Source organism: Roseateles sp. P5_E4, from assembly GCF_054049255.1.
Genome location: NZ_JBFUMS010000010.1, coordinates 174043 through 200963 on the forward strand (window position 1 = coordinate 174043; position 26921 = coordinate 200963).

The following is a 26921-nucleotide window of genomic DNA, read 5'->3' on the forward strand; positions in this document are numbered from 1 at the left end:
CCTCGGGCTAACGGCTCATCTCACAGGATTCACTACCTATGCCCGCGCAACGCTTCAACGTCTTCGGCCGGCTCTTCGACATCGAGCGCAGCGGTGAGCGCTGGTCAGTGCTGGGCGTAGGCAATGACGGCAAGCGGGCGCCGGCCGGGTTTGTCATCCCGGAGTTCGTGGCACCGGAGGAGCTGGAGCAGTTCCTGTTCGACCTGTTTCACGAGCAGGCGGCGTACAAGAAGGGTGGGATCTTTCGTGTGGAGCGCCCGTGCTGACGTTTCCGATGGTGGATGGGCGATGAAAAGACTGGAGGGCGCCAACGTTCTCGCGTCCAGCGTCGCGCTGTTGATGCTGGCTCTGATCGAGGGGCTTTCGGCCGCTTGGTTCTTGCCGTATGACGATCATTTCTGGCCCCTTGTCATTGCGGGCTACGCCGTGCTCGGTCCATTCGCCGTATGGATGTGGAGTGGCTCGGCGTTGCGCCGAAGTGGCAAGCCTGAAGAGAGTCCGTTGACGTGGCGAGACTGGGTGGGTTTCTTCTTTTTAGGCCTTGTGCTCAGCGTCGCGTTCGTGGCGTTGGACAACACAGTCAATCATCCCGGACTAAGCTTGGCATTCACGTTTGCTGCCATAGCCATGACGATGATTGCGCTGCCGGGTGCTGTGAGGGCAGCGCTGTTGGACGCACTCGACAAATAGACGCCTGCAAGTCAGCTGGTGTCTAAACCTGCCCGCCCGCCTTCGCCCCCTTGCCCTGCAACACCGGCGCATCCGGCATGCCCAGCAGATCCGCCGCCAGCGCCTCGGCCACTTCGATGCCGTCGACACCGGCGCTCATGATCCCGCCCGCATAACCGGCACCTTCGCCAGCCGGAAACAGCCCACGCACATTGACGCTCTGGTAGTCCCGCCCGCGGTTGATGCGCAGCGGGGATGACGTGCGCGTCTCGACACCCGTCAGCACCGCATCCGGCCGATCAAAGCCACGGATCTGGCGCGCAAACGCCGGCAGGGCTTCGCGGATGGCTTCCAGGGCATACGACGGCAGCGAGCCGCGGCCCTTTTGCTGCAGGTCGGTCAACGTCACGCCCGGCTTGTAGCTCGGTGCCACGTCACCGAATTCCTTGCTGACCTGGCGCTTGACGAAGTCCCCCACCAGCGAGCCCGGCGCCAGGTAGCCGCCGCCGCCCAGCTCGTAGGCGCGGCTTTCCCAGATGCGTTGGAAGGCCATGCCGTCCAGCGGGTTCACGGGGCTGCCGTCGCGCTTGCCGTCCTGGCGGTAGTCCTCGGGCGTGAGCCCCACGACGATGCCGGCATTGGCATTGCGCTCGTTGCGCGAGTACTGACTCATGCCGTTGGTGACGACGCGGTCGGGCTCGCTGGTGGCAGCCACCACGGTGCCGCCGGGGCACATGCAGAAGCTGTAGACCGAGCGGCCGTTCTTGGCGTGGTGCACGAGCTTGTAGTCGGCCGCGCCGAGGATCTCGTTACCGGCGTGGACACCGAAGCGGGCCGCGTCGACCAGGCTTTGCGGATGTTCGATGCGGTAGCCGATGGAAAAGGGCTTGGCTTCCATCTGCACGCCGCGGGCATGCAGCATCTGGAAGGTGTCGCGGGCGCTGTGGCCGAGCGCGATGACGACGTGGGTGGTGGCAATCTGCTCGCCGGATTCGAGCTGCACGCCACGCACCGTGCCGTTCTCGATCAGCAGATCGGTCATCTTCTGCTGGAAGCGGATCTCGCCGCCCAGCGCCTCGATGTCGGCCCGCATCTTGATGATCATGCTGACCAGGCGGAAGGTGCCGATGTGGGGCTTGCTGACGAACAGGATCTCGTCGGGCGCGCCGGCCTTGACGAACTCGGTCAGCACCTTGCGCGTCAGGTGGCGCGGGTCGGAGATCTGGCTGTAGAGCTTGCCGTCGGAGAAGGTGCCGGCGCCGCCCTCGCCGAACTGCACGTTGCTCTCGGGGTGGAGTTTCTGTTCGCGCCACAGGCCCCAAGTGTCTTGCGTGCGCTCGCGCACGGCCTTGCCGCGCTCCAGCACGATGGGGCGCAGGCCCATCTGGGCCAGGATCAGCGCGGCGAACAGGCCGCAGGGGCCGAAGCCGACGACGACGGGGCGTGGGCCGGTGTAGTCGCCCCGACCCTTTCCAAATTGGGCCAGGAAGTGGTAGCCGGTGTCGGGCGTGGGCCGGATCTGGTGGTCGCCGGCAAAGCGCGCCAGCACGGCGGCTTCGTCGGTGCCTTCGCTCAGCGTGCAGTCCAGCGTGTAGACGAGCTGGATGTCGCTGCGCTTGCGGGCGTCATAGCCGCGGCGGAACACCTGGATGGTGGCCAGCTCGGTGTCGGCGAGCTTGAGCCGCGCCAGCACGGCGGGTCGCAACGCGTCTTCGGTATGGCTGAGCGGCAGGCGGAGTTCGGTGATGCGGATCATGGTGGTCAGGATTTAGCCGACAACAAAAACAAACAGGCCCCGCAGGGCCTGTGTGTGAGGAAGATCGTCAGGCGATCAGCCCGTCAATCAACCCGAATGCGGGCGCTTGCCCGGGTTCTTCTTGGAGCGGGTGTGCGAACCGCGCTCCAGGCTGCTCAGCTGGCCCTTGCCGGCGGTGAAGGTCACGCCCTTGGGGGCTTCGGGACGGGGGGTGGCGCGGCGAGCCGCTTCGGTGATGATCTTGTTGCCCATGATGGCTCCGTAAACAAAAGCCCACAGCAGGGGCGAAACGCAAAACAGCGACGAAAGGCGCGGATTTTAGCCTGTTCGGCCCAACCAGGCTTCAAAGTCCGGCAGATCCATCGGCCGGGCCAGCAGATAGCCCTGGATGAGATCACAGCCGCAGGCCGTGATGCAGTCCAGTTCGGCGGCGTTTTCCACCCCTTCGGCGGTCACCTTGAGGCCCAGGCCCTGGCCCACGCCGACGATGGATTTCAGCAGGGCCTGGCGGCGTGGGTCGCCGTCCACGTCCTGCACGAAGCTGCGGTCGATCTTGAGTTCATCCACCGGCAGGTGCTGCAAATAGGCCAGCGACGACTGGCCGGTGCCGAAGTCGTCGATGGCCAGGCTCACGCCCCAGGCCTTCAACGCGTTCAGCACGGCGATGGGATCGGTGCCGCTGGACATCAGGCCGGTCTCGGTGACCTCCAGCTGCAGCTGGCCGGGGTCGACGCGGTATTCGGCCAGCAGGGCGGCCAGGCGGGCCGGCAGGGTCTGGTCCTGGATGTCCAGCGTCGAGATATTGACGGCAATGCTCATGGGCTCGCGGCCCTCGGCCTCCCAGGCTGCCAGCGTGCGCACGGCGCGAGCCAGCATCCAGTCGGTGATCTGGCGGATGCGGCCGCTGCGCTCGGCAAAGGGCACGAAGTCGCCCGGTGGCAACCAGCCGCGCTGCGGATGCTGCCAGCGCACCAGGGCCTCGGCGCCGGTGATGCGGCCGGTCTTCAGACAGCGCTTGGGCTGCAGGAACTGGCGCAGCTGGTCCTGCTGGATGGCAGTGGCCAGGTCAGACAGCAAGCTCAGGTGCAGGGCTCGCGAGGCCTCGGCGCTGGGGTTGAAGACGGCAACGTCCTGGCGCAGGCGCTTGGCCTCGAACATGGCCTGCTCGGCACGGCGCAGCAGGGCCTCGGTGTCAGCGGCATGCTCCGGCCAATGGGCCACGCCGAGCGACACCGACAGGTCCAGCGACTGGCCCTGCCAGCTGAGCTTGTGCTCGACCTCTTCGCGCAACTGGGCGGCCAGCGCGTTGGCATGGTCCAGCCGTGCCACGGGGGCGAGGGCCGCGAAGGTGCCGCCGGCCAGGCGCCCGTAGGCGGCGACGCCTTCGAACAGGCCCTCCAGCTTGGCTGCCGCACCGCGCAGCAACGCGTCGCCCGCGTCAAAGCCCAACACGCTGTTGACCGCCTTGAGCCGGTCGACGTCGATGCAGATCAACACGGCCAGCTGCTCGCGCTCGGGCAGGTTGGCCAGCAGCCGGTCGCCGTCGGCGATGAAGCGGGCGCGCTGGGGCAGGCCGGTCAGCAGGTCGATGTCGGCCAGGCGGCGCAACTCGGCCTCGCGCTCGCCGACGGCCGCGGCCATGGTGTTCATCGCCGCGGCCATGTGGCCGAGCTCGTCGGCCGAGTCCACCTCGATGCGGTGGCCGTACTGGCCCTGCGCGATCAGCTCGGCGCCGTCCTCGGCGCGCTTGAGCGGGATGACGATGGAGCGCGTGACGCCCACCGCCAGCAGCGCCCCGGCGACGAGGGCGCCGATGCACAGGGCCAGCACGCCGGTGCGGTCGACGTCGATCTGGTCGCGCAGCTCACGGGCCTGGGCCGTGCCCGCACGCTCCTCGCTGGCCGCGAGCTGGTGGATGGCGCTGACAAAGAGGGACAGGGCCGATTCGGTGTCACTGCCCAGCAGGGCGCGGGCGGCCTGGAAATCGTCGCGCTCGATGAGGTTGCGCACGTCGACATAGCTTGCGCGGTAGTCGGCCAGGCGCAGGCGCACCTCGGACAGGCGATCGGTGCGGGGCCCCAGTGGCAGCACCATGGCCAAGCGCTGCATGGCGTCGTCGAGCCGATTGTTGGCCGACGCGATCTCGGGGTAGGCCGACACGCGCAGCTCGGCGTCGGGGCTCATCAGCACCAGCAGCTTGCGGGCGACGGCCTCGGCATTGCGGTTGATCTCGTTGACCGAGTCGCGGATGACGGCCTGGTCGTCGACGATGCGGTTCAGCGCATCCGACAGCCCCGTGAGGCGATAAACCGACAGGGCGGCGAGGCCCATCAGCAGCAGCAGCATCAGACCGAAGGCCAGGCCCAGGCGGGTGCGTATGCGCAGCCGCCGCGACAGCCGGCTCAGGGGCCTGTTGAGGCTGCTCATGGCGGCGCCGGCACCTCTGGCGTCATGCGGCGCTCCAGCACGTCAGCAGCAACCTCGCGGTCGCCACATTGGTGGCGCAGGGCACGTCGTGCACGTCGCAGGCGCGCACCAGCGCGTTGATATCGGGCTCGTGCGGCTGGGGCGTCATCGGGTCGCGCAGGAAGATGACGCCGTCCAGGTCGCCCACCGCCAGCCGCGCGCCGATCTGCAGGTCACCGCCCATCGGGCCGCTGAGCACGCGCTCGATGGTCAGGCCATGGGCTGCGTTCAGCCGGGTGCCCGTGGTGCCGGTGGCCATCAGCTGGCAGCGGCGCAGCAGCGGCAGGAAGTCGGCGACCAGGGAGATCATGGCGTCCTTTTTGCCATCGTGGGCGATCAAGGCAAGCTTCATGGTCGGAAAGGCGGGGAGTTCTGCAAAGGATTGACGTTACACGCAAGACGTGACCATAAACGCGCAAGACTTGGCACATTGCCATTCTGGCCGCAGCTGTTACTCAACGTACCTGCCGCCGGCCTGCTGCCATGGTCTGGCAGCGGGGCTCGGCAGCATCGCCAATCTATCCCGCCAACCCCGCAAAAGACACCATGAACTTCCGCCAGCTCCACCAGGGCCCCGGGCTCCTGAAGATCGCCAACGTCTGGGACGCCGGCAGCGCCGTCCTGGTCCAGGCCTTGGGCGTGCCGGCCCTGGCCACGACCAGCGCCGGCCTGGCCTGGGCCCTGGGCTACCCGGATGGCAACCACCTGCCGGTCGACGAGCATGCCGCGGCACTGCGCCGCATCGCCCGCGTCGCCCGCGTGCCGCTGTCGGCTGACAGCGAGGCCGGCTACAGCGACGACCCGGCGGTGGTGGCCGACAACATCCTGAAGTTCGCCGAAGCCGGCGCCGCCGGCATCAACATCGAGGACGGTGCCGGAGCGCCCGCCCTGCTGTGCCGCAAGATCGAGGCCATCAAGGCCGCCGCGGCGCGGGCCGGTGTCGATATCTTCATCAATGCGCGTTGCGATGTCTGGCTGAAGAACCTGGCGCCCGGCCGGGCGGTCGAGGAAGTGCTGCTGCGGGCGCGCGACTATGCAGCGGCGGGCGCCGATGGCCTGTTTGCCCCTGGCGTGACGGCCGTGGCCGACATCGAGGCCCTGGTGGGCGGCCAGCCCCTGCCGTTGAACGTGATGGCGCGGCCGGTGCTGCCGGGCCTTGACGAACTCCAGCGCCTGGGTGTGCGCCGCATCTCGGCCGGCAGCGCCATCGCCGAGGCGGCCTGGGGCCGCGCGCAGCGTGCGGCGACGGGCTTCCTTGAGCATGGTGCTGGCACTGAGCTGTTCGACGGCGCCGCGCCCTATCCGCAGATCAATGGCGCCCTGGCTTCGGCTCAAGGCTGAAGCGACACCCGCAGCTGCAGTTCACGCTCGGGCCGGCCGGCGGCATCCGCGCTGCTCAAGGTGCCCTTGGGAGCGGGGGATGCCGCGCTGCCGCTGCGTGCGACGGTCTGCCAGCGGTCCAGCGCCAGCTGCAGCGTCGACTGGAAGGCGTGGTCGTCCTGGTCGATGTCGAACGCGACCTGCACCGGCGCCTTGCCGCCGGGCCAGGTGGGCGTCACGGTGAAGCTCTGCACCGAGCGGCGCTCGGCGCTGCGCGGGCTGGCGTAGACGCGTTGGGGCGTGCGGGTGGTCGGGTCGAGCTCGACGACGGCATCCACCCACTGCAGAGGCTCGCGGGTCGTCAGGCGCAGCATGCCGCGTTGGCCGTTCAGCACGTTCAGGCGCTGGATCTGCTGGGGCGCTGGCGCCGCGGTCGAGGTGACGACGCCGGCGCCGCGCGGCGAGATCGAGCCCGCCGTGCCGACCACGACCGCACCGTCGCGCACGGCGGCCTGGGCGGCGGGCGGCAGGTTGGAATCCACCCAGCGCAGCTCGACGATGAGCTGCACGGCGGGTGGGGCGGCGGTGGCCCAGGGCGCAACCAGGGCCAGCAGGAGCAGGAGGCGGCGCTTCATGCGCCCAGCTTATTCCTCAACGGCCTTGGACTTGGCCGCCAAAAGCCGCGGTCCGAACAGGTTGATTGCCAGACCGGCCAGCACCAGGGCTGCGGCGATGAGCTTCCAGGCCGGCAGCGGCTCGCCCAGCAGCACCGCGGCCGAACCCATGCCGAACACCGGTACCAGCAGCGCCATGGGCACGATGCGCCCGGCCGGATGGCGGGCCAGCAGCCAGCTCCAGACACCATAGCCGAACAGCGTGTTGCCGACCGACTGCCACAGCACCGCCGTCCAGGTGCCGAGGTCCGACGCCGCCAGGCCCGCGGCCATCTGCTGCGGCCCGTCGATCAGCAGCGCCAGCAGCAGCAGCGGCGGCACCGCGAAGGCGCTGCTCCAGACGACGTAGGCGAGCATGTCGATGCGGCCGGCGCGCTGCGTCAGCAAATTGGCGCAGGCCCACGAGAAGGCGGCCGCCAGCACCATGGCGATGCCCACCGCCGTGGTGGTGCCGTCGGTGTGCGAGGCGATGACAACAATGCCGCTGGCTGCCAGCACCAGCCCCAGCCATTGCGCGCCCAGCACCTTCTCCTTGCGGATGCGCACCGCCAGCAGCAGCGTGAAGAACACCTGGGTCTGCACGACCAGCGAGGCCAGCCCCGGCGAGATCTGGCTGCGCATGGCGAGATACAGCAGGCCGAACTGGCCCACGCCGATGAGGATGCCGTAGCCCGCCAGATTGCCCCAGCCCACCTGCGGCCGGCGCAGGAAGAAGCAGGCCGGCACCAGGGCGAAGCTGAAGCGCAGCACGGCCAGCGTCATCGGCGGCAGCGTGTGCAGGGCGTATTTGATGACGACGAAATTGCTGCCCCAGATCGCCACGACCGCCAGTGCGAGCAGGAAATGGCGCAGCGGCAGGGTCTGTGCGGAGGGGGATGACATGGAGGCAGTCTAGGCGGAGGCACTTCTACAATTTTTGCCATGGATTTCCTCGTTCCCGCCACGGCGCTGGCCGGCCTTGAAGCGGCCGCGCAGGGCGGCGAGGCGGCAGCGCTGGCCGAGTTGGCCTGGCAGCTGCGCCAGCGCGACAGCCGCCGCGCGCTGGCCCTGTGTGAGCAGGTTCTGGCCATGGCGGGTCTCACGCCTTCATTGCAGGCCCGGCTGGCGCTCTCGCGTTGCGAGATCGCCGCCCTGCAGGGGCGGCTCGACGAGGCCGAAACGCAGCTGGCGCAGGCTCGGCGCAGCGGCGGCGGGGCCACGCTGGAGGGTGATGCCTTGCTGGCCGAGGCCGTCGTCGCCAAGGCGCGCGGCCAGCGCGAGCGCGAGCTGGGCGCCTATGCCCGTGCTGCGGCCTGCCACGCACGCGGGCCTGACCCGCGCCGCCAGGCCATCGCCCGCGCCTGGCTGGCCTACGAGCAGTCCTTCGCGACGCCAGCCGATGCGGACGCACCCGCGGCCGAGCCCGCTGCGGCTGCCTTTGCCGACGCTGCGCTGGCACTGCCGCTGTCCCGCCGCGACCCGGCGCGCGCAGCGGCGCTCTTCCTGCGTGCGGCCGATGCGGCCCGCCACTGGGGCCTGCTGCGGCACGCCCTGGTCTGCACCATCAATGCCGGTACGGCCCTGCAGGGCCTGGGCGAGTTTGACCGCGCAGCTGCCTGCTACGACCAGGCGACGCTGGAATCGCGCGCGGCCGGTTGGCCGGCCTTGATCGGCGCCTGCGAGACGCGGCTGGGCGCGCTGCTGAAGGAGATCGGCCGCCTCGATGAAGCGCTCGTGCTGCTGGGCGACGCGCTGGCCTCGCTGGCGGGCGTGCCGCCTGGCATCAACAAGGCCAACGCCTGTGCCGAACTGGCCCAGACGCTGCTGGCCCTGGGCCGCGGCGTCGAGGCGGTCGGCCCCATGACCGAGGCGATCGCGATGTACCGCGCGGTGCGCTCTACGGACAACCTGACGGTCAACCTGCTGGGCCTGGCGCGGGCGCTGTCGGCGGCAGGCCAGGTGGACGCGGCGCAGGCTGCGCTGGATGAAGCGGAGCAGCTGATCGCACGCCATGGCTTCAACGCGCTGGTCGTCGGCGTGCAGGAGGCGCTGACCGAGATCCACCGCCGGTACCCGCACCTGGCGCCGCCGCCCGGCCTGGTGTTGCCAAACGCGACGCTGCACCACGGCGAGGCGACGCTGGCCGAGGGGCTGAAGATCGTCGGCTGGAAGGCGCCGGCCTCCCTGCACGTAGCCCTGGCCGAGGACTGGGCCGCGGCCGGCGACATGGGCCGGGCCTATGGCCATGCCCGCCAGGCCCTGGCGCTGAAGGACGGCGAGACCGAGCGCATGCGGCTCAGCCAGACGCCGGCGGCGCTGCGCCGCGGCGCCGTGCCGCAGGGCGCGGGCGCAACGGCCGCCGAGCGCCTGCTCAGCCCCAAGGAGCGCGAGGTGCTGGTGCTGGTGGCGCGCGGCTACGCCAACAAGGAAATCGCCACGGCGCTGGCGGTCAGCGACGAGACGGTCAAGTCGCATCTGAAGAAGATCTACGCCAAGCTGGAGGCCGGCTCGCGCAAGCACGCGGTGACGCGAGCGCGGGCGCTGGGAGTCATCGGCGTGGCGGGCTGACCGGGTTTTTCCTCCCCGCGCTCGCGGGTCCCCCGCCGCGGGGGATGGGCGGGGTCGGGAGGCGGCCGCACAGTGCCCTCACCCCGGACAAGACGACCACGAGCCCGGGCCGGCGGCATGAGCGCGGGCCCTGGGTTGGCGGAGCGCTGTCCGCCCGCAAACCCAACCGCTTTTCGCCATGAACCGAGAACCCCTTTCCGCGCTGCGGCGCCTGGCCCTGCTGGGCGGCCTGGCCGCCTTGCTGGCGCCAGCCGCACACGCCACCCAACTGGTGCACCAGAACCTCAAGCAGATGATCGCGGCCGCCGACGTCATCGTCAGTGGCGATGTCGCCAAGGTCAGTGACGGCATCGACCGCGGCGTGCCGTTCACGGAAGTGACGCTCAAGGTCAAGGGCAGCGTCAAGCGTGAGCTGGCGACGGACAGCAGCTACCGCTTCCGCCAGTACGGCCTGCTGAAGAACCGCCGCATGGCCGATGGCAAATACCTGCTGGCCACACGCATCGAGGGCCTGCCGGGCTGGACGGTCGGCGAGAAGGTGACCGTCTTCATGAACAAGCCCTCGGTCCGCACGGGCCTGACCAGCCCAGTGGGCCTGGCCCAGGGCAAGCTGACCGGCAGCGGGCCGAAGCTGGCCAATGCCTTCGACAACCGCGGCCTGTTCCAGGGCATGAGCGTGGACCCGGCGGTGCTGAGCCCGCTCGAGGCCGAGATGCTGACCCGCAACAGCGGCGCCGTCGACGGTGGCGTGCTGAACCAATTGGTCAAGCGCGCGGTGCGCGAAGACTGGATCGCCAAGGGAGTGATGCGCTGATGAACGCCTTCCTCAAATTCCCGCTGGCCGCGCTGTTCGCGGCGGCTTCCCTGGCCCAGGCCGCCGGCCCACTGCTGCTGACCGAGCACCCACGCAACCCGCAGCCGCTGCGTTGGGACACGAGCAAGCCCATCCAGGTCTACACCGACATCGGACCGCTGACCTACCGCGACAGCGGCACGGAGTTCCTCAGCAACGCCCAGGCCGACAGGATCACCGCCTTTGCGCTGAAGCAGTGGAGCGATGTGCCGACCTCGACCTGGAAAGCCGTCACCGACCCGGCCAAGTTCAAGAAGTTCAGCCAGCTCGCGGGCGTCGGCGTGGACGTGAAGGACGGCGAGACCGCCAAGCGCGTCTATGGCCAGGCGCTGGAGGGCGGCATCTACGTCATCTACGACCAGCGCGGCCAGGTCATCGAGGAGTATTTCGGCGTGCCCAAGGACCAGGTGCTGGGCATCGCCTTCGCCGAGATCGCCGAGGACCGCGACGGCGACGGCTACCCCGAGACCATCGTCAAGGCCACGGCCGTCATGAACGGCTATGTCGTGCCGCATGAGCCGTTGGACCCAGACCAGCCCTGGATGCCGCCGCCCGACATCGACGGCAAGCGCATCGCCGGCGTGTTCACGCACGAGTTCGGCCACGCCATCAACCTGTCGCACTCGCAGGTCAACGGCACCATGGCCTATTTCAGCCATCCCTACTACTACGAGGCTTTCCCCGGCGTGCCCGGCTGCGTGCCGGCCCTGCATTCCTGGCGCGACGACGATCCGGCGGCGAAAAAGATCGACCCGAAGTACATCGAGACGATGTTCCCCTTCATCGACCCGACCTTCCCCGATGCCAACGGCCGCAACGCCGGTTACGAGCAAAGTACGGTGGACCGCAGCGACGACATGGCGGGCATCTCCGACCTCTACCCGAGCGCAACCTACCTGAAGACGCGCGGCTCGGTGGCTGGCACGCTGTTCCTGAAGGATGGCCGCACGCCCTATGGCGGCATCAATATCGTCGCCCGCAACGTTGCCGACCCGCTCGGCGACGCGATCTCGGCGATGAGCGGCGACAAGACGCAGGGCCTGGTCGGCCCCGACGGGCGCTTTCGCATCAACAACCTGAAGCCCGGGCAGAAGTACGTGCTCTACCTGGAGGAGATCGTCGCTGGCGGCTATCCGACGACGCCGACCGCCCTGGTCTCCGAGGCCGAGTACTGGAACAGCAACGAGCAGTCCAACGCGGCCAACGACCGCGCCTGCACGGCCAGCGCGATCACGGCCGAGGCGGGTGTCACCAAGACGGCCAACTTCTACTTCAATGGCTACAAGGACGGCGTGCAGTACACGCCCATCGTCTACGGCTTCCTGGGCAGCATGTCCAAGGACGGCGAGCGCGCGGCGGGCTGGATCGACAACAAGCCCTTCGTCTGGGACTCGCGCAGCGGTGTTGAATGGGCGCCGGACGGTGTCGCGGGCGTCAACACCAGCATCACGCGCGACGGCCGCAAGCTCATCGTGCAGGCCGACCTCAACGGCAACGTCATCGGCACCGATGGCGAAGGCCAGCCGGTGAAGACCAACTCGGCCACGATCTGGGACACCCGCACCGGCGGCCTGACCGACCTGGGCAACCTCAACCGCGACCGCTGCGGCGGCAGCAGCCAGATCGGCGTCAGCAGCAGCTACGGCTGGGCGCTCGATTCGACCGGCCGCACGGCCGTCGGCACGGCCTATGTGGACCGCAATGGCGATGGCAGCTGCGAAGGTGGCTGGTCCGGCGACGCCGCCATCGGCGGCGAGGTCATCCCCTTCATCTGGACGGCGGGCCGCGGCATGCGGGCGCTGAGCCTGGACGGCGTGGACCTGAGCGCCGAGCCCTGGCACCGGGCGCATGCGGTGTCGTCCGATGGCCGCGTCGTGCTGGGCAACAGCAACTTCATGAAGGCCTATGCCTGGATTGACGAGGGCAAGCCGATCGACCTCTACAAGGCCGTCGGTGCCATCGACGGCTATGCGATGACGCCCGACGCTGGCCGCGTGGCGCTGAACACGGAGCGCGACGGCGTCGTGTTCTGGAATGCCAACAAGGGCAGCAAGGCCAGCGCCTTCACGAAGTTCAGGCAGATGCAGTGGTGTGTGGACATGCCGCTGCTGGGCCTGGACGTGACCTGCGAGAGCGAGGGCGCCGCAGCCATCCAGCAGCAGTTCGGCGCCATCCCCGTGCAGGTGGCCGACATCAGCGACGACGGCAAGATGATGATCGGCTCGGCCGGTGTCTGGTTCAGCGGCCTGCGCGGCGTGCTGTGGCTGGAGGACATCGGCTGGATCCAGCTCAGCGACTTCTTCCGCACCCAGGGCGTGGCCGAGGCCTATCGCTACGGCCTGGACGGCCCGGCGTCGATGAACGCGGCCGGCAACGAGATCGTCGGCGGCATCCCGGGCTACCCGATGAGCTGGTATGTCGACCTGAAGAAGGCCTTCGTCTGCAAGCATGGCAACTCGACCGAGGTCGGTTTCCCGAGCGAGTTCGTCGACGAAGTGAAGCACGGCGCCCGCATGGGCCGCTGCGAGCATCTGCGGCACTCCGACCGCTAGTCGATGCAGGTGCGGTTGCGCCCTTCCGCCTTGGCCTTGTAGAGCAGGCGGTCGGCGCGCTCCAGGGTCTGGGCCAGGGTGTCGCCGCGGCGGTGCCCGGTCAGGCCGATGGAGACGGTGATCGCCACCTGCTTGTCGTCACCAATGTCGATGCGCAAGGCGGCGGTCTGTTGGCGCAACCTCTCCATGCCGGCCACGGCCGGCGGCATGGCGGTGTCGGGCAGCAGCACGAGGAACTCCTCGCCGCCCCAGCGCGCCAGCACGTCGGTGCCGCGCATGGCGGTCTGGCCGCCCTGGGCGAAGGCGCGCAGCACGGCATCGCCGGCCGCATGGCCGTGCTCATCATTGACGCGCTTGAAGTGGTCCAGATCGACGAGGGCGATGCAGAAGTCGTGGGGGTGGCGAAGCGATCGCAACAGCTCCTGGTCCATCAGCGCCTGCACCTGGCGGCGGTTGGGCAGGCCGGTCAACTCGTCACGCGTGGCGATGGCCTGCAGCTGGGCCAGCGCCCGGGCCAGCTCCTCGCGCTGCTCGGACAGGCGGCGACGGATGCGGCTGAGCCGCGCCGTCAGCACGGCCACGGCGGGCAGCATGCAGGCCAGCATGACGAAGTGGCCGAACTCGACTTCGGGTGGGTAGGTCGCTGGCTGGAGCCAGGCCATGGTGCCCATGACCATGGCGAACAGCGCGAGTGCAAAGAAGCTCAGCACATAGGCGCTGCGCGCGCGCAGCTGGAACATGCCGAACATCAGGATCAGCGTCAGCACCGGGAAGGCGCCACCGCGCAGCAGCCCGGCCTGCGCATAGCCCAGGGCCGCGCAGCTGATCGCGAAGGCGATCTGTACGCTGGTCAGCGAGGGGTCGGTGAAGCGCCGCGACCAGCCGCTGCGGATGGCGGCATAGATCAGCGCCATGCCCCCCAGGGAATAGCCCGTCCAGGCCCAGAGCAGCGGTCCGAATTCTCGGCCGCTGACGTCAACGGCGTAATACAGCATCACCGCACTGATGCCCATCAGCGCCATCGCGAGCGAGGTCTGGCGCAGCCGCAGGCGCTGGGCTGGTTCGCTGCCCAGCCACAGGTCGCCGAGCCGACGGAGGTGCGACGCCGCCATGGCGCTAGCCTACCGCGCCAGCGGCGCCGGGGCACTGTCCGCCTGCGTCCTTGTTCGAGCCTTCAGCCCACGTAGCCGGTCTGCAACGCTTGCGCCCAGTCGGGCCGGTCGTTGCGCGCGGCCAATGTGGCCATCGCGCCGTGGTCATAGGGCACCGCGTGCTGGGCACAGTGCCAGGCGCCGTCGAGCTTCTCGACGATGGCGTAGGTCGCGTCGGGCGTGCCGCGCTCGACGACATAGCGCTCCGGCTCATCGTCCACATAGGCCTGCAGGCCGACGCTGCCGGGGTTGACGAGAACCTGGTTGCTGACCACGCGCAGAAAACGCGGCAGATGGCTGTGGCCGCAGGCGATCAGTGCGCTGCGTTGATCGCCCAGGCGCTCGGCGATCTCGGCGGCCGTGGCCAGGCCGAGTACGCCGCCGCGCGGGGTTTCCAGGAAGTGCTCGCAGTCACTGCGTGGCGTGCCGTGGCACAGGAAGATGTCCGGCGCCCATTGCCACATCGGCTGCAGGCTGCGCAGCCAGTCGAGCTCCGGCGTGCCGAGCGTGGACAGCGCATAGCCGTCGGAGGCGCCACCGGCATCGGGCTGCCATTCGAGGATCTGGCGTTCGTGGTTGCCGGCCAGGATGGGCCAGCCCGAGGCCATCAGGAACTGCGCCGTCTCGCGCGGCATCAGCGGGCCGGAGAGGTTGTCGCCCAGGCACAGCACTTGGTCGGCGCCGCGGCGGCGGATGTCGGCGGCAACAGCTTCAAGGGCGGGCAGATTGCCATGGATATCGGAGACGAGGGCGATGCGCATGGCCGTGAGACTAGCCGCCCAGGTGACCGAGAGGCAACACGCCGCTGGCCTTGACCTCACCAAGCGAGAAGCTGGTGTGGATGTCTTTCACGTTGGGCAAGTTCAGCAGCGTGTCGATGGAAAAGCGCGAGAAGGCGTCCAGGTCGGTCGCCATGACCTGCAACTCGAAGGTGCCGGCGCCCGAGATGTAGTGGCAGGCGATGACCTCGGGCAGCTGGCGGATGGCGTCTTCCAGCGGCTTGGTGGCGGCGCCCGCGCTGCGCTCGGCGTCCACGCGCACGAAGGCCAGCACGCCCAGGCCCAACTTCCTGCGGTCGATCTCGGCACGGTAGCCGGTGATGTAGCCCTGGTCCTCCAGCCACTTGACGCGCCGCCAGGTGGGCGCGGCCGACAGGCCGATGCGCTGGGCCAGTTCGGCGTTGGACAGGCGAGCATCGGCCTGCAACTCGGCCAGGATGGCGATGTGGTGGCGGTCGAGGGCTTCGGGAGTGGCGCTGGAATCGACGACTTGAGAACTCATGGTTTGCCCTGATCGGCGAAGTGGCGATGCAATTTGAAGCGAATTTGGCAGATTTGAGCAAGAAGATTGCCAGGGCGGCTGGTTTCGAGCGCAATTGAGAAAGCACTGCTCGCCCCCATTTCCCTACACTGATCGGTCCGGCCATACTGGCCCATGGCCCGCGCGCCTGCCTCACAAGGGCTGGCCTCTCGGGTCGCCATTCAGGAGCTCCCACTGATGAACGCCCCGCTGCCCGAACACATCCTGCGCGCGCTGCAGACTGTCTCCCTCGACGACAAATACGCGCTTGATAGCGGCCGTGCCTTCATGAGCGGCGTGCAGGCGCTGGTGCGGCTGCCCATGCTGCAGCGCACGCGTGACGCGCTGGCCGGCCTGAACACCGCTGGCTTCATCAGCGGCTACCGCGGCTCGCCGCTGGGCACGTACGACCAGGCGCTGATGGCCGCCAAGAAGCACCTGGCCAAGCAGAACATCGTCTTCCAGCCCGGCGTCAACGAGGAACTCGGCGCGACGGCCGTCTGGGGCACCCAGCAGCTCGACCTCTTCCCCGAGAAAGCCAAGTTCGACGGCGTCTTCGGCCTCTGGTACGGCAAGGGCCCGGGCGTGGACCGCTGCATCGACGTGTTCAAGCACGCCAACATGGCCGGCACGAGCAAGCACGGCGGCGTCATCGCCATCGCGGGTGACGACCACATCGCCAAGAGCTCGACGGCCGCACACCAGAGCGACCACGTCTTCAAGGCGGTCGGCTTCCCGACCTTCTTCCCGAGCAGCGTGCAGGACATCCTGGACATGGGCCTGCACGCCTTTGCGATGAGCCGCTTCTCGGGCGTGTGGGCGGGCATGAAGACCATCCAGGAGATCGTCGAATCCTCGGCCTCGGTCAGTGTCGACCCGGACCGCGTCAACATCATCCTGCCGGAAGACTTCCAGATGCCGGCCGGTGGCCTGCACATCCGCTGGCCCGATCCGCCGCTCGAGCAAGAGTCGCGGATGATGAATTACAAGTGGTACGCCGCGCTGGCCTACATCCGCGCGAACAAGCTGAACTACAACGTCATCGAAGGCGCCAACGACCGCTTCGGCCTCATCACCAGCGGCAAAGCCTTCAACGACACGCGTCAGGCGCTGCACGACCTGGGCCTGGACGACGACACCTGCCGTCGCATCGGCATCCGCCTGCACAAGGTCAACGTCGTGTGGCCGCTGGAAGCGCAGATCACGCGTGACTTCGCCAAGGGCCTGCAGGAGATCCTGGTCGTCGAAGAGAAGCGCCAGATCATCGAATACCAGGTCAAGGAAGAGCTCTACAACTGGCGCGCCGACGTGCGCCCCAATGTGCTCGGCAAGTTCGACGCCGGTGACGGCGGCGAGGGCGGCGAGTGGAGCGTGCCCAACCCCAGCGAGCACTGGCTGCTGCGCCCGCAGGCCGACCTGACGCCGGCCATCATTGCCCGCGCCATTGCCAAGCGCCTGAAGAAGCTCGGCGTGGACAGCGACATCGCGGCCCGCCTGGATGCACGCCTGGCCGTCATCGATGCCAAGGAAAACTCGCTGAAGGCGGAAGAGAAGACCGCCGGCGGCGCCGATCGCACGCCGTGGTTCTGCTCCGGCTGCCCGCACAACACCTCCACCCGCGTGCCCGACGGCTCGCGCGCCGTCGGCGGCATCGGCTGCCACTACATGGTCACGTGGATGCCCGGCCGCAACACGGCCACCTTCACGCAGATGGGCGGCGAGGGCGTGCCCTGGGTCGGCCAGGCGCCGTTCACCGACGAGAAGCACATCTTCTCCAACCTGGGCGACGGCACCTACTTCCACAGCGGCAGCCTGGCCATCCGCCAGAGCATCGCTGCGGGCGTCAACATCACCTACAAGATCCTCTACAACGACGCCGTCGCGATGACCGGCGGCCAGCAGGTTGGCGAGCGGCCCGAGGGCCACACCGTCATCCAGATCATGAACAGCGTGATCTCGGAAGGCGTCAAGAAGCTGGTCATCGTCACCGACGAGCCTTTCAAATACGAGGGCGTGGCCCTGGCGCCCGGCGTCACCGTGCACCACCGCGACGAGCTGGACGAGATCCAGCGCCAGTTCCGTGAGCTCGAAGGCACGACGGTCATCATCTACGACCAGACCTGCGCCACCGAGAAGCGTCGCCGCCGCAAGCGCGGCAAGCTGGTGGACCCGGCCAAGCGCGTCGTCATCAACGAGCTGGTCTGCGAGGGCTGCGGCGACTGCTCGGTGCAGTCCAACTGCCTGTCCATCGAGCCGGTGGAGACCGACTTCGGCCGCAAGCGCCAGATCAACCAGAACACCTGCAACAAGGACTACTCCTGCGTGAAGGGCTTCTGCCCGAGCTTCGTCACGGTGGAAGGTGGTGAGCTGAAGAAGCCCAGGAAGGAAGCGCGCAAGAGCCCCTTCGACGCGGCGCTGCCGCCGCTGGCCATGCCCGTCGTGCCCAACCCCGACAAGGCCTGGGGCATCGTCGTCGGCGGTGTCGGCGGCACCGGTGTCATCACCATCGGCCAGTTGCTGGGCATGGCCGCCCACCTGGAAGGCAAGGGCGTTATCACCCAGGACGCCGCGGGCCTGGCGCAAAAGGGCGGCGCGACCTGGAGTCACATCCAGATCGCCAACAGCCCGGAAGCGATCTTCTGCACCAAGGTCGGCACCGCCGAGGCCGACCTCGTCATCGCCTGCGACGCCATCGTCGCTGCCAACAAGGCCACGCTGGCCGTCATGCGCGAGGGCCGCACCTATGTGGCACTGAACACCCATGGCTCGCCGACGGCCACGCTCGTGAATGACGCCAACTGGAGCTTCCCCGGCGCCGCCTGCGAGCAGGCCGTCGGCAACGCGGTGGGCCGCGACCACCTCGGCTCCTTCGACGCCGAGGAAGTGGCCGTCAAGCTGGTGGGCGATTCGCTCTACACCAACCCGCTGATGCTGGGCTATGCCTGGCAGCAGGGCCGCATCCCTCTCAGCTACGACGCGCTGATGCGCGCCATCGAGCTCAACGGCGTGCAGATCGACAACAACAAGATCGCCTTCGAATGGGGCCGTCGCTGTGCCAGCGACCTGAAGAGCGTGCAGGCGCTGTATGCCGCGCAGCAGGTCATCCAGATGGTCAAGCGCCAGGGCGTCGACGAGATCATCACCAAGCGCGTCGACTTCCTGACCGGCTACCAGGACGCCGCCTACGCGGCCGAGTACAAGGCCTTCGTCGACAAGGTGCGCGCCGCTGAAGCCAAGCTCGGCGGCACGACCAAGCTGACGGAAGCGGTCGCGCGCTATCTGTTCAAGCTGATGGCCTACAAGGACGAGTACGAGGTCGCCCGCCTGCACACCGACATGGGCTTTGCCGAGAAGGTGGCCGGCATGTTCGAGGGCAACTACAAGCTGGTGCATCACCTCGCGCCGCCGCTGCTGGCCAAGAAGAACAACAAGGGCGAGCTGGTCAAGCAGCCGTTCGGCCAATGGATTCGCCCCGCCTTCGGCCTGCTGGCCAAGATGAAGGGCCTGCGCGGCACGGCCTTCGACATCTTTGGCCACACCGCGGAGCGCAAGATGGAGCGCCGCTGGATCGCCGACTACCGCGCCGGTGTCGACAAGGCGCTGGCCGGCCTGACGGTGGAGAAGCTGGCCGATGCGGTTGAGCTGGCCCGCGTGCCGGAAGACATCCGCGGCTACGGCCACGTGAAGGAGCGCCACGAGAAGGCCGCCCGCGCCAAGTGGGACGCACTGCTGGCCAAGGTCTGATCTCGTACAGGCGCTGACAACTGCCCCACAAGCCCGCGTCAAGCAGGCTTGCGGGGGGGCTTTGTCTTTCAAGGGCGTACTGTCGAGTGTTGCAGCACGATCAGCCAGCGACCGTCGATGCGCTGATAGGCAAAGCTGTAGCGCGCCGGCCGCGTCTTGGTCTGGCCTTCGACCTGCTCGCTGAACTCGTATTGGCCCGACCGCACCGCCGTGTCGCCGAACAGCTGCAGGTTGCCAACGATCCAGCGCATGCGCGCCGTCGGCCGTTGCGCCATCTGCTCGAAGAACACCGGCAGTGCAACGCCGTCCAGCGGCACGGCCGTGTATTCGTCGTCGGTGATCAGCGCGCCCGGGGCATACAGCTGCTGGAGCCGTCGTGGGTCGCGGCTGTTGTAGGCGTCCTTCCAGTCTTCCAGCGCCTGCATCAGGGCGTTGACGCAGTTGCTGCCGGGCTGGTCGCAACGCAGCGGCGGTGACACGACCACCGTGCGCTTCGTCGTGCAGCCGCTGCCGGCCAGCATCAGCAGCAGGCATGTCGCCGCAGCGAGCACGCGGCGCATCTTGTTGATCATTGCCATGTTCAGCTCCCCCTGCGTTGTGGTGCGAATTGTGAATCTGCCCGTCGCGGGGCAATCCCTGAACGGGGCCGCGTCCGGGGTTGCCTAGACTGCGCCCTTTCCAACAGGGAGAACCAATGAAGACGATGCTGCGCGGCCTGCTGGCCGCTGTCGGCCTGCTGCTGAGCCTGTCCACACAGGCCGCCGACGCCCCACCCGAGAACGCTGCCTGGACCGAGGCCAAGGCCGCGGCCAAGGAAGGCCCGGCCGACGTCGCCATCGCAGGGCAGGCCACGCTGCACCTGCCGGCCGGCCGCATCTTCATCCCCCAGCCCCAGGCCGGCAAGCTGCTGACCGCGATGGGCAACCCGGGCGAACACACCGAACTGGCCGGCCTCATCTTCCCCAAGGGCGACGGCGAATGGTTCGCCACGCTGCGCTACATCGCCTCCGGCTACGTGAAGGACGGCGACGCCAAGGAGTGGAAGGCCGATGACCTGCTGGCCAGCTACAAGGAAGGCACCGAGGCCAGCAACGACGAGCGCCAGAAGATGGGCGTGGCGCCCATCGAGATCACCGGCTGGGCCGAGCCGCCGGCCTATGAAGCGACCCAGCATCGACTCGTCTGGGCGATGAGCTCCAAGGAAAAGGGCGCGCCGGCCGACGCGGGCCAGGGCGTCAACTACAACACCTATGCGCTGGGCCGCGAGGGCTATCTGAGCCTGAACTTCGTCACCGACCTGAAGGAGCTGCCGGCCCAGAAGCCCGATGCGAAAGCCTTGCTCGGGGCGCTGGAGTTCGACAAGGGCAAGCGCTACGAGGACTTCGATTCGGCCACCGACCATGTCGCCGAGTACGGCCTGGCGGCCCTCGTCGTCGGCGTGGGTGCCAAGAAGCTCGGCTTGCTGGCGGTCATGTTCGCCTTCGTCGCCAAGTTCGCGAAGATCATCTTCATCGCGGTCCTCGGCTTCGGTGCGGTCATCACCAAGTTCTTCAAACGCGACAAGCCCACGGCCTGATGTTCAAGCTCCTTGCGTTGCTGTTCACGGGCGCCAAGTTCGGCAAGCTCTTCGTCACCGGCGGCAGCATGCTGGTGTCGCTCGTCGTTTACGCATGGATCTACGGCTGGCGCTATGCGGCGGGCTTCATCGCGTTGCTGTTCGTGCATGAGATGGGGCACTTCATCGCGGCGCGCTACAAGGGGCTCAACGTCGGCGCGCCGACCTTCATCCCCTTCGTCGGCGCCTGGGTCGAGTTGAAGGATATGCCGCATGACGCGCAGACCGAGGCTTTCGTCGGCCTGGCCGGGCCGATGCTGGGTACGGTCGGCGCCACGGTCACCTATCTGATGGCGCGCAGCTGGGGCGCCGACTGGCTGCTGGCCGTGTCCTACAGCGGCTTCTTCCTGAACCTGTTCAACTTGATCCCGATCTCGCCTTTCGACGGCGGCCGCATCACGGCCGTGCTGTCGCCGCGCATCTGGCTGCTCGGCGCGCCCATGCTCGTGGCGCTGTTCTTCTGGCGGCCCAGCCCGATGCTGATCCTGATGGCCCTGCTGGCCTGGCCCCAGCTCATCAAGGCCTGGCGGCATCGCAGCGACAGCCCCGAGGCGCAGACCTATTACGCCGTGCCCGCGGCCGTGAAATGGGAGTACGCGACCTACTACCTCGTGCTGGCCGCCTACCTTGCCGTCATGTGCCACGACGTGCACGAAATGCTGGCCGTCGTGCGCGGCTGACACGAGCAGGCGGGTTGGCCTCGGGGCGCACTACGATCCAGCCGCACCCCGTGCCCGGAGTTCCCCATGACCCGCACCCGCCTGCTGCTGGCCTTGTGCCTGTCCGCCCTGCTGGCGTCACGAGCCAGCGCGGAACGGCAGCTGCGCGCCTGTGCCCATCCGGCCGCCCAGCCGATGAGCTGGGAGCAGCAGGGCCGGCTGCACGGCGTCTGCGTCGAGGTCGCGCGTCGCGCCTTCGCTGCCGCCGGATGGACGCTTGCCGTCGAACCGGTCGGGCCCTGGTCCCGCTGCCAGGCCCTGGTCGAGCGCGGCGAAGTGGACGTGATGGTCTGCGCCTTCGACACCCCCAAGCGGCGCGGGTACGCCGTGGTCGTGGAGCCGGCGCTGGCACGCAATGAGGGCGCACTCTTCGTGCGGCGGGACAACCCGCTGCGCTTTGAGGGCTGGACCGATCTCGCCGGCCTTCGCATCGGCGTGGGCCTGGGCGTCAGCCTGGGAACGGAGGTGGACCAGCAACTTGCCCATCATGCCCTGGTGGACAACGCGCTCAGCGAGGAGCTGAACCTGCGCAAATTGCTGCTGGGCCGCCTGGATGCGGTTGCCACGGCGCGCGAATCGGGCGAGCAACTGTTGCGCGCCGTGGGCTGCGAGCAGGAGGTGCGCGTGCTGCCGCGTGGCCTCGGCGCGGCAGGGCTGTACCTGCAGATATCGCGGCAATCGCCGGGCGTGTCGGCCGCCGCGCAGGTGCGGGACTATCTGCTGCAGCCCGGCTACGCAGCCGAACTGCAGCAGCTGCATCGCCAGCAGGCCGAGCTCTATCGTCAGCAAAATCCGCCGCGCGAACTGGGGCGCTGCGGGCGCTGAGGCTGCCGGGCAAGCGAAGCTTCACCAGTCAAGTGCCGTCGTCGCGCGGCGCCGGCCTAGACTGGGCCGCACCATGCGCCAGGATGATGCCGACCCCGCCGCCGCTCCAGCCCGCCGCTGACCGCCGCAGGTGGCTGGGCCTGCTGCTGGCGGTGCTGGGCGCCATCGGCTTCTCGGGCAAGGCCATCATCGTCAAGCTGGCCTACCGCCACGGCGTCGACGCGGTCACGCTGCTGATGTGGCGCATGCTGCTGGCCCTACCTTTCTTCGTGGCGCTGGCCTGGTGGGCCGGGCGCGGCAAGCCGGTGCTGACGCGTCGCGACTGGCGCGACATCGGCGTGCTCGGCTTCACCGGCTACTACCTGGCGAGCTACCTCGACTTCGCCGGCCTGGCCTACATCACGGCCAGCCTGGAGCGGCTGATCCTCTACCTCAACCCGACGCTGGTGCTGCTGCTGTCGGTCGTCTTCTTCCACCACCGGCTGCAGGCGCGGCAGGTCATTGCGCTGGCCATCAGCTATGCCGGCGTCGTGGCGGTGTTCGCGCATGAACTCAGCTTCCAGGGGACCGACACGGCGTTCGGGGCGGCCCTGGTGTTCGGCAGTGCCGTCAGCTATGCCGTCTATCTGGCGCTGTCCGGCAAGGTCGTGCAGCGCCTGGGCTCGATGCGGTTGGCAGGCCTGGCCAGCAGCGTGGCCTGCGTGCTGTGCATCGCGCAGTTCGCGTTGCTCAAGCCCGCCTCCGCCTTCATCGTGCCCGAGCCGGTGATGTGGCTGTCGCTGCTGAATGCCACCGCCTGCACGGTGGCGCCGGTGCTGATGGTGATGCTGGCCATCGCACGCATTGGCGCACCGCTGTCATCGCAGGTCGGCATGGTCGGGCCGATGAGCACCATTCTGATGGGCGTCTTCATCCTTGGTGAGCCGATGAACGCCTGGATCGTGTTCGGCACGACGCTGGTGATGGCCGGCGTCTTCCTCGTCAGCGCCCGTAGAGGTAGCCCGGCAGCCACAGCGTCATCTCCGGCCACACGTACATGAACACCATGCACAGGATGACGATAAGCATGTAGGGCATCATGCCCGCGAAGATCTGGTTCAGCGTCACATGCGGCGGGCTCACCCCCTTCAGGTAGAAGGCCGACATGGCCACCGGCGGGCTCAGGAAAGCGGCCTGCAGGTTCACGAACACCAGCACGCCCCACAGCATCGGGTCGATCTGGAAGTGCGCCAGCAGCGGCAGGAAGATGGGCACGAAGATGACGATGATCTCGGTCCACTCCAGCGGCCAGCCCAGCACGAAGATGATGGCCTGTGACAGCAGCATGAACTGCAGCGGCGTCAGGTCCATCGACAGCACCCAGCGCTCCACCAGCGCTTGCCCGCCCAGCAGCGCGAACACGGCCGAGAACAACGCCGAGCCGACAAACAGCCAGCAGACCATGGCCGTCGTCTTGGCGGTCAGGAACACCGCCTCGCGGGTCTTCTTGAAGGTCAGCGAGCCGGCCTGCCAGGCCATCAGGAAGGCACCTGCCGCACCCACTGCGGCTGATTCGGTGGCGGTGGTGATGCCGAACAGGATGACGCCCAGCACCACCAGCGTCAGGATGCCCAGCGGCATCACCGACGACACCAGCATGGTCAGGATCTCGTACTGCTCGGCGTCGAAGCGCCAGTAGTACCAGGCCAGCAGCAGGGCCGTCAGCACGCAGACGATGGCGAAGCCCGTGTAGAAGTTCTTCGGTACGGCCTCGGGTCGGGGTGCTTCGCTGACTGCGCCACCCATGCGCTGCAGCGGCTCGTCGGCGGCGGGCTTGGCTGCGCCCGGTTCGGCCAGGGCACCGGGCGGTTCCTGCAACCCGCCGCTGGCCCCTGGCGGTTCGGCCAGGCCGCCCGATGGGCTCGGCGGCTCCTGCAGCCCGCCGGGTGCGGCCGGCGCATCCAGCTTCTGCATCACCGCGGGCGCACTGACCTCGGTCTTTTGCGTGTAGTCGGTGACGTACCACCAGGTCGTGCCCAGGCAGACCAGGGCCAGCCACACGGGTACCAGGGCGCGAAGCAGGCTGGCCAGCAGCCGGCCCCATCCCATGGGTGCGCCTGAAGGAGACAGCACCGCCTTCAGCAGTGCCCACAGCATGCGCGGCGAATAGCGATCGGCCAGTGCGGCGATGGCCGGCGAGATCGGTGCGCGCTGCTGCTCCGGCGGCAACTGCGGCGCGACCTTCGGGTTGATCATGCACCAACCGATCACGTAGACCAGGTACAGGAAGGCCAGGAAGAAGCCCGGGAACATCGCCGCCGCGTAGAGCTTGACGACCGATTGCCCAGCCACGGCCGCGTAGACGATGATCATCACGGAGGGCGGGATCAGGATGCCCAGCGTGCCGCCGGCCGTGATGACGCCCGCGGCCAGGCGCGTGTCGTAGCCGGCCTTCAGCATGGGCCGCATCGCGATGACGCCCATCAGCACGACGACCGCGCCGACCAGACCGCTGGCAATGCCCCAGAAGGTGCAGATCACCAGCGTCGTCACCGCCAGCGAGCCCGGCAGGCGACGGAAGGCCAGTTGCACGCTGTGGAACATTTTGTCCACCAGCGCGCCGCGTTCCATCACATAGCCCATCAGCACAAAGAGCGGTATCGACAGCAGCGTGTCGTTGTTCATCGCGCCGTAGGCGCGTTGCACCATCAAATCGAAGATGCGGTTGTCCAGCCAGGGCTGGCCGGGGTCGTAGAAGGCGACGAAGCCGAACAGCATGCCCAGGCCCATCAGCGTGAACGCCGTCGGGAAACCCAGCAGGATGACGACCACGATGAGGCTCAGCATGGTCAGGCCGAGAGCGGCATTACTCATGCGTGTTGCCTCCAGCGGTGGTGCGCTGGCGCGCGATGTCATCGATGTTCTTGGCCCGGTCGATGGCCTCGCGGGCCGCGTCGGCGTCCACATGCGTGCTGGCCGCCAGCTGCTGCTCGACGACGTCGATCTCCTCGGCATCCTTGAGCCGTGGCGTCCACTCGCCCGTGTGGATGCAGACGATGCAGCGCAGGATCTCGGCGAGGCCCTGCAGCATCACCATCGCGCCGGCGAGCGGGATGATGGCCTTGAAGGGGTAGACCGGCAGCGGCGTGGCGTTGAAGGTGGTCTCGTGGATGCGCAGCGAGTCGCCGAAGTAGGTCCAGCCGCTCCAGGTCAGCGCGCCGATGCCCGGCAGGAAGAACACGACGTAGAGCACCAGGTCCAGCCAGGCCTGGGTGCGCGGCCGCATGCGACCGTAGAGGAAGTCGCCGCGCACGTGGCCGTCGTGGGCCAGCGCGTAGGCGCCGCCCATCATGAACAGCGTGCCGTAGAGCATGTTGCTCGCGTCGAAGATCCAGGCCGTCGGCATGTTCAGCGCATAGCGTTTGAACACCTCGGCCACCACCATCAGCATCAGCACGACGATCAACCAGGCGGAGGCCTTCCCGACCCACGTGCTGATGCCGTCCACCCGATGCAGCAGCTTCTGCACATCCATCGCATCACCCCTCATGCAGGACAGGCCCCGAAGGGCCCGTCGATTCACGTGCTCGGCGCGCCTTCAGCCCTTCTTGGCGAAGTAGTGGTTCCAGGCCATCTTGAAATCGACCAGGTAGTCGTTCTGCCATTGGCCGGCACGCAGGGCGAAGGCACGTTGGCTGTCCAGCACCTTCTTGAAGTGCGGGTTCTCGGCCGACTTCTTGGCGATCACCTTGTCCCAGGATTCGAGCTGGTTGCGCAGGATGGCGTCCGGCGTCTTGTAGAAGGCCACGCCGCCCTTCTTCATCTCGGCGTAGTCCTTGGAGTTGCGGTCGATGGCCTTCCAGCTCATGTCGGCGCTGGAAGCCTGCACCGCGTAGTCGATGATCTTCTTCAGTTCGGCCGGCAGCGCGTTGTACTTGCCCTTGTTGAACAGGATCTCGAACTGCTCGGTGCTCTGATGGAAGCTCTGCAGCATGCAGTTCTTGGCCACGTCGGGGAAGCCGAGGATGCGGTCGCTGGTGGCGTTGTTGAACTCGGCCGCATCGATGAGGCCGCGGTCCAGCGCCGCGACGATCTCGCCGCCCGGCAGCGGGTTCACGGCCGCACCCTGCTCGGTGTAGAGGTCCACCGCCAGGCCCACGGTGCGGAACTTGACGCCCTTCATCTGGTCCAGGTTGGCCACCGGCTTCTTGAACCAGCCATAGGGCTGGGTCGGCATCGGGCCGTACAGGAAAGACACCACCTCCATGCTGATGGACTTGTAGATCTCCTCCAGCAGGGCCTCGCCACCGCCGTAGTTGTGCCAGGCCAGCAGCATGTTCGGGTCCATGCCGAAGCCCGGGCCTGAGCCCCACAGCGCCAGCGCCGAGTTCTTGCCGTAGTGGTAGGCCACCACGCCATGGCCGCCGTCCAGCGTGCCCTTGTTGACGGCCTCGAGCAACTGGAAGGCCGGCACCACCGCGTTGGACGGTAGCACCTCGATCTTCAGGCGGCCGCCGGCCATGTCATTGACCTTCCTGGCGAAGTCCTGGGCGTACTCGTGGAAGATGTCCTTGGCCGGCCAGGTCGACTGGAAGCGCAGGCTGACGGTCTCCGCTTTCGAGATCATGGGGGCTGCCAGGGCGGCACCCCCGGCCGTCGTGGCCGCGGCCGTCTTGATGAAACGACGGCGAGCGCTGGGTTTCTGGGTCATGGGCTGTCTCCAATGGATGTTTTGAATGCGCCTTCAACAGA

At 68.0% G+C, this 26921-nt stretch carries 24 protein-coding genes; 11 read left to right on the plus strand and 13 right to left on the minus strand.

Annotated features, from left to right (window positions below):
• Positions 1-38: 38 nt before the first annotated feature.
• Positions 39-266, plus strand: coding sequence for a DUF7661 family protein (locus ACXJLH_RS20160; RefSeq protein ID WP_457445878.1), 228 nt, complete (start codon positions 39-41; stop codon positions 264-266).
• 22 nt (positions 267-288) lie between these two features.
• Positions 289-690: a hypothetical protein gene (locus ACXJLH_RS20165; RefSeq protein ID WP_457445879.1), complete on the plus strand. Its 402-nt coding sequence runs from the start codon at positions 289-291 to the stop codon at positions 688-690.
• Positions 691-712: 22 nt separating this feature from the next.
• Here the strand turns inward: ACXJLH_RS20165 and ACXJLH_RS20170 are convergent, their stop codons facing one another.
• The 4 genes from ACXJLH_RS20170 to ACXJLH_RS20185 all read right to left on the minus strand — a co-directional run bounded on the left by ACXJLH_RS20170 (position 713) and on the right by ACXJLH_RS20185 (position 5243).
• Positions 713-2425, minus strand: a complete 1713-nt coding sequence (locus ACXJLH_RS20170) for an NAD(P)/FAD-dependent oxidoreductase (protein WP_457445880.1) — start codon at positions 2423-2425, stop codon at positions 713-715.
• Between the two features lie 87 nt (positions 2426-2512).
• Complete coding sequence (locus tag ACXJLH_RS20175; protein ID WP_200955205.1) at positions 2513-2677, minus strand: hypothetical protein; 165 nt, start codon at positions 2675-2677, stop codon at positions 2513-2515.
• A 66-nt stretch (positions 2678-2743) separates the two neighbouring features.
• Entirely contained in the window at positions 2744-4852 is a 2109-nt protein-coding gene (locus ACXJLH_RS20180) for a putative bifunctional diguanylate cyclase/phosphodiesterase (protein ID WP_457445881.1), read from the minus strand.
• A gap of 22 nt (positions 4853-4874) precedes the next feature.
• Entirely contained in the window at positions 4875-5243 is a 369-nt protein-coding gene (locus tag ACXJLH_RS20185; RefSeq protein WP_457445882.1) for a methylglyoxal synthase, read from the minus strand.
• A gap of 194 nt (positions 5244-5437) precedes the next feature.
• Here ACXJLH_RS20185 and ACXJLH_RS20190 point away from each other — a divergent pair, with 194 nt between their 5' ends.
• The gene (locus ACXJLH_RS20190) at positions 5438-6232 is read left to right on the plus strand and encodes an isocitrate lyase/PEP mutase family protein (protein WP_457351233.1); all 795 of its coding nucleotides are present in this window, start codon (positions 5438-5440) and stop codon (positions 6230-6232) included.
• Here the strand turns inward: ACXJLH_RS20190 and ACXJLH_RS20195 are convergent.
• Entirely contained in the window at positions 6223-6846 is a 624-nt protein-coding gene (locus ACXJLH_RS20195) for a hypothetical protein (RefSeq protein ID WP_457445883.1), read from the minus strand. The two genes, ACXJLH_RS20190 and ACXJLH_RS20195, sit on opposite strands and share 10 nt — an antisense overlap.
• 9 nt (positions 6847-6855) lie before the next feature.
• Positions 6856-7743 carry an EamA family transporter gene (locus ACXJLH_RS20200; RefSeq protein ID WP_457445949.1) on the minus strand — a complete coding sequence of 296 codons (888 nt, stop codon included), beginning with the start codon at positions 7741-7743 and terminating at the stop codon, positions 6856-6858.
• 63 nt (positions 7744-7806) lie between these two features.
• On the opposite strand from ACXJLH_RS20200, the gene ACXJLH_RS20205 reads away from it, so the two are divergent.
• From ACXJLH_RS20205 to ACXJLH_RS20215, 3 genes are all read left to right on the plus strand, one after another.
• Positions 7807-9432, plus strand: a complete 1626-nt coding sequence (locus tag ACXJLH_RS20205; protein WP_457389721.1) for a LuxR C-terminal-related transcriptional regulator — start codon at positions 7807-7809, stop codon at positions 9430-9432.
• Between the two features lie 178 nt (positions 9433-9610).
• Positions 9611-10246 (plus strand): hypothetical protein, encoded by a 636-nt coding sequence (locus tag ACXJLH_RS20210; RefSeq protein WP_457321080.1) that lies wholly within the window; start codon positions 9611-9613, stop codon positions 10244-10246.
• Positions 10246-12837 (plus strand): hypothetical protein, encoded by a 2592-nt coding sequence (locus ACXJLH_RS20215; RefSeq protein WP_457445884.1) that lies wholly within the window; start codon positions 10246-10248, stop codon positions 12835-12837. The genes ACXJLH_RS20210 and ACXJLH_RS20215 overlap by 1 nt, the downstream gene beginning before the upstream one ends.
• Here the strand turns inward: ACXJLH_RS20215 and ACXJLH_RS20220 are convergent.
• The 3 genes from ACXJLH_RS20220 to ACXJLH_RS20230 all read right to left on the minus strand — a co-directional run bounded on the left by ACXJLH_RS20220 (position 12834) and on the right by ACXJLH_RS20230 (position 15269).
• On the minus strand, positions 12834-13949 hold the full coding sequence (locus ACXJLH_RS20220) for a GGDEF domain-containing protein (protein WP_457445885.1): 1116 nt from the start codon (positions 13947-13949) through the stop codon (positions 12834-12836). The two genes, ACXJLH_RS20215 and ACXJLH_RS20220, sit on opposite strands and share 4 nt — an antisense overlap.
• Positions 13950-14011: 62 nt before the next feature.
• Entirely contained in the window at positions 14012-14749 is a 738-nt protein-coding gene (locus tag ACXJLH_RS20225; protein WP_457445886.1) for a metallophosphoesterase family protein, read from the minus strand.
• Between the two features lie 10 nt (positions 14750-14759).
• Complete coding sequence (locus tag ACXJLH_RS20230) at positions 14760-15269, minus strand: Lrp/AsnC family transcriptional regulator (RefSeq protein ID WP_056191761.1); 510 nt, start codon at positions 15267-15269, stop codon at positions 14760-14762.
• Positions 15270-15485: 216 nt separating this feature from the next.
• Between ACXJLH_RS20230 and ACXJLH_RS20235 the strand changes: the two genes are divergently transcribed.
• On the plus strand, positions 15486-19031 hold the full coding sequence (locus ACXJLH_RS20235; RefSeq protein ID WP_457445887.1) for an indolepyruvate ferredoxin oxidoreductase family protein: 3546 nt from the start codon (positions 15486-15488) through the stop codon (positions 19029-19031).
• Positions 19032-19099: 68 nt separating this feature from the next.
• On the opposite strand, the gene ACXJLH_RS20240 is transcribed toward ACXJLH_RS20235, so the two are convergent.
• A complete protein-coding gene (locus ACXJLH_RS20240; RefSeq protein ID WP_457445888.1) occupies positions 19100-19609 on the minus strand; it encodes a DUF4440 domain-containing protein in 510 nt (169 codons plus the stop codon).
• 116 nt (positions 19610-19725) lie between these two features.
• Between ACXJLH_RS20240 and ACXJLH_RS20245 the strand changes: the two genes are divergently transcribed.
• From ACXJLH_RS20245 to ACXJLH_RS20260, 4 genes are all read left to right on the plus strand, one after another.
• Positions 19726-20607: a DUF2167 domain-containing protein gene (locus ACXJLH_RS20245; RefSeq protein WP_457445889.1), complete on the plus strand. Its 882-nt coding sequence runs from the start codon at positions 19726-19728 to the stop codon at positions 20605-20607.
• The gene (locus ACXJLH_RS20250; RefSeq protein ID WP_457389713.1) at positions 20607-21326 is read left to right on the plus strand and encodes a site-2 protease family protein; all 720 of its coding nucleotides are present in this window, start codon (positions 20607-20609) and stop codon (positions 21324-21326) included. Before ACXJLH_RS20245 ends, ACXJLH_RS20250 begins: the two co-directional genes overlap by 1 nt.
• Positions 21327-21392: 66 nt before the next feature.
• Positions 21393-22190 carry a substrate-binding periplasmic protein gene (locus tag ACXJLH_RS20255; protein WP_457445890.1) on the plus strand — a complete coding sequence of 266 codons (798 nt, stop codon included), beginning with the start codon at positions 21393-21395 and terminating at the stop codon, positions 22188-22190.
• Between the two features lie 86 nt (positions 22191-22276).
• Positions 22277-23230, plus strand: coding sequence for a DMT family transporter (locus ACXJLH_RS20260; RefSeq protein WP_457445891.1), 954 nt, complete (start codon positions 22277-22279; stop codon positions 23228-23230).
• Here ACXJLH_RS20260 and ACXJLH_RS20265 read toward each other — a convergent pair.
• From ACXJLH_RS20265 to ACXJLH_RS20275, 3 genes are all read right to left on the minus strand, one after another.
• Positions 23172-25043, minus strand: coding sequence for a TRAP transporter large permease subunit (locus tag ACXJLH_RS20265; protein ID WP_457445892.1), 1872 nt, complete (start codon positions 25041-25043; stop codon positions 23172-23174). The two genes, ACXJLH_RS20260 and ACXJLH_RS20265, sit on opposite strands and share 59 nt — an antisense overlap.
• Positions 25036-25704 carry a TRAP transporter small permease subunit gene (locus ACXJLH_RS20270; protein WP_457445893.1) on the minus strand — a complete coding sequence of 223 codons (669 nt, stop codon included), beginning with the start codon at positions 25702-25704 and terminating at the stop codon, positions 25036-25038. The genes ACXJLH_RS20265 and ACXJLH_RS20270 overlap by 8 nt, the downstream gene beginning before the upstream one ends.
• Before the next feature lie 63 nt (positions 25705-25767).
• Positions 25768-26880, minus strand: coding sequence for a TRAP transporter substrate-binding protein (locus tag ACXJLH_RS20275; RefSeq protein ID WP_457322854.1), 1113 nt, complete (start codon positions 26878-26880; stop codon positions 25768-25770).
• Positions 26881-26921 lie beyond the last annotated feature (41 nt).

Excerpts from the sequence above, each read along its gene's own strand:
- ACXJLH_RS20185 (WP_457445882.1), bottom strand. The coding sequence starts at position 5,243 with ATGAAGCTTGCCTTGATCGCCCACGATGGCAAAAAGGACGCCATGATC.
- ACXJLH_RS20165 (WP_457445879.1), top strand. The coding sequence starts at position 289 with ATGAAAAGACTGGAGGGCGCCAACGTTCTCGCGTCCAGCGTCGCGCTG.
- ACXJLH_RS20215 (WP_457445884.1), top strand. The coding sequence starts at position 10,246 with ATGAACGCCTTCCTCAAATTCCCGCTGGCCGCGCTGTTCGCGGCGGCT.
- ACXJLH_RS20225 (WP_457445886.1), bottom strand. The coding sequence starts at position 14,749 with ATGCGCATCGCCCTCGTCTCCGATATCCATGGCAATCTGCCCGCCCTT.
- ACXJLH_RS20270 (WP_457445893.1), bottom strand. The coding sequence starts at position 25,704 with ATGGATGTGCAGAAGCTGCTGCATCGGGTGGACGGCATCAGCACGTGG.
- ACXJLH_RS20245 (WP_457445889.1), top strand. The coding sequence starts at position 19,726 with ATGAAGACGATGCTGCGCGGCCTGCTGGCCGCTGTCGGCCTGCTGCTG.
- ACXJLH_RS20265 (WP_457445892.1), bottom strand. The coding sequence starts at position 25,043 with ATGAGTAATGCCGCTCTCGGCCTGACCATGCTGAGCCTCATCGTGGTC.
- ACXJLH_RS20275 (WP_457322854.1), bottom strand. The coding sequence starts at position 26,880 with ATGACCCAGAAACCCAGCGCTCGCCGTCGTTTCATCAAGACGGCCGCG.
- ACXJLH_RS20195 (WP_457445883.1), bottom strand. The coding sequence starts at position 6,846 with ATGAAGCGCCGCCTCCTGCTCCTGCTGGCCCTGGTTGCGCCCTGGGCC.
- ACXJLH_RS20160 (WP_457445878.1), top strand. The coding sequence starts at position 39 with ATGCCCGCGCAACGCTTCAACGTCTTCGGCCGGCTCTTCGACATCGAG.
- ACXJLH_RS20220 (WP_457445885.1), bottom strand. The coding sequence starts at position 13,949 with ATGGCGGCGTCGCACCTCCGTCGGCTCGGCGACCTGTGGCTGGGCAGC.
- ACXJLH_RS20235 (WP_457445887.1), top strand. The coding sequence starts at position 15,486 with ATGAACGCCCCGCTGCCCGAACACATCCTGCGCGCGCTGCAGACTGTC.
- ACXJLH_RS20255 (WP_457445890.1), top strand. The coding sequence starts at position 21,393 with ATGACCCGCACCCGCCTGCTGCTGGCCTTGTGCCTGTCCGCCCTGCTG.
- ACXJLH_RS20175 (WP_200955205.1), bottom strand. The coding sequence starts at position 2,677 with ATGGGCAACAAGATCATCACCGAAGCGGCTCGCCGCGCCACCCCCCGT.
- ACXJLH_RS20240 (WP_457445888.1), bottom strand. The coding sequence starts at position 19,609 with ATGGCAATGATCAACAAGATGCGCCGCGTGCTCGCTGCGGCGACATGC.
- ACXJLH_RS20205 (WP_457389721.1), top strand. The coding sequence starts at position 7,807 with ATGGATTTCCTCGTTCCCGCCACGGCGCTGGCCGGCCTTGAAGCGGCC.
- ACXJLH_RS20250 (WP_457389713.1), top strand. The coding sequence starts at position 20,607 with ATGTTCAAGCTCCTTGCGTTGCTGTTCACGGGCGCCAAGTTCGGCAAG.
- ACXJLH_RS20230 (WP_056191761.1), bottom strand. The coding sequence starts at position 15,269 with ATGAGTTCTCAAGTCGTCGATTCCAGCGCCACTCCCGAAGCCCTCGAC.
- ACXJLH_RS20210 (WP_457321080.1), top strand. The coding sequence starts at position 9,611 with ATGAACCGAGAACCCCTTTCCGCGCTGCGGCGCCTGGCCCTGCTGGGC.
- ACXJLH_RS20180 (WP_457445881.1), bottom strand. The coding sequence starts at position 4,852 with ATGAGCAGCCTCAACAGGCCCCTGAGCCGGCTGTCGCGGCGGCTGCGC.
- ACXJLH_RS20190 (WP_457351233.1), top strand. The coding sequence starts at position 5,438 with ATGAACTTCCGCCAGCTCCACCAGGGCCCCGGGCTCCTGAAGATCGCC.
- ACXJLH_RS20260 (WP_457445891.1), top strand. The coding sequence starts at position 22,277 with ATGCCGACCCCGCCGCCGCTCCAGCCCGCCGCTGACCGCCGCAGGTGG.
- ACXJLH_RS20170 (WP_457445880.1), bottom strand. The coding sequence starts at position 2,425 with ATGATCCGCATCACCGAACTCCGCCTGCCGCTCAGCCATACCGAAGAC.